Annotated in this window: 1 protein-coding gene and 1 pseudogene; both read left to right on the plus strand. The window is 68.1% G+C overall.

Annotated features, from left to right (window positions below):
- Positions 1-653, plus strand: a pseudogene (locus JZY06_RS03715) (hypothetical protein); the annotation flags it as partial.
- Between the two features lie 134 nt (positions 654-787).
- Positions 788-1,126: a YbaB/EbfC family nucleoid-associated protein gene (locus JZY06_RS03720; protein WP_207118470.1), complete on the plus strand. Its 339-nt coding sequence runs from the start codon at positions 788-790 to the stop codon at positions 1,124-1,126.
- Positions 1,127-1,157 lie beyond the last annotated feature (31 nt).

Consider the following 1,157-nt stretch of genomic DNA (forward strand, 5'->3'; position numbering starts at 1 on the left):
GCAACCGGCAGCCGTCGGGGCACACACCTGACCCCGCCACTGCCGGTGACAGCCCCGCCGCCGACACCGACGGCACCGCGGGCGGGAAGAACACCTCCGCACCACAGACCGAGGCCGACGGCAGTCGCGGCCGCGGTCCTGCGGCCAGCCGGCCGGAACCTGCCGCATCCCGGGGCCCTGCCACTGATGGCGCCCCACCTGCTTCCCCGGTGCGGGAGCGCCCGCGCCGGCAGGCGCAGGACCCGCAGCCGGGGACACAGGACGGCTATTTCGCCGGTGGTGTTCCCCTTCCCCCGGAGCCGGGGGATGATGATGCCGCACCCCCGCCCCCGGAAGAGATGGACATCGATATCCCCGCCGCGGGTTGTGCGGCCGCGGCACCGGCACACTCTGAGCCGCGGCAGGATACCGGCGGTGGTGCCGCAACCGGTGCAGACCGGGGTGACACCCCCGGGAAACCGCAGCCGGCACGCCGGGACACCGCCGGCCCCGCCACCCCGGGCGCTGCGCTACCGCAGCCGATCGGGGAGGATTTGAGCGAGGAAGAGGAGATGATCAGGGAAGCGGCCACCAGGGGAAGCTCCGACCACCGTGACGGCCTGGAGGTCGCCATGGATTTGCTCACCCAGGAGCTGGGCGCCCGCAGGCTGTGACCGCCCATCCCCGGCCGCGCCGGGAAACGAAGACGTATACACTTGTAACCCGCACCTCCCGCCGCGGGAAGTGCGGGTACCACCACAACTGCAACTGATGATCACGCACGTTTGACGAAAGGTTTTTCCCCACCATGACCCAGCCCGATATGAGCCAGTTGATCCAGCAGGCCCAGGCCATGCAGGCCAAGCTTCAGGAAGCCCAGCAGCAGATCGTCAACTCCTCCGTGGTCGGCCAGGTGCTCGACGGCAAGGTGCAGGTCACCATGCACGGCACCGGCAAAGTCTCCGACATCAAAATCGACCCCAGTGTGGTTGACGCCGATGATGTCGAGACGCTGCAGGATCTGATTGTCGGTGCTTTCGAGGACGCCCACACCAAGATCAGCAAACTGGCCGAAGACACCATGGGCCCGCTCAACCAGGCCATGGGCCAGGGCGGCATCGGCGAGATGCTGGGCGGCATGAACTAGAAAAGACAAAACCGGCCACATCCCGGCAAGC

Source organism: Corynebacterium mendelii, from assembly GCF_017307055.1.
Taxonomy (GTDB): Bacteria; Actinomycetota; Actinomycetes; order Mycobacteriales; family Mycobacteriaceae; genus Corynebacterium; species Corynebacterium mendelii.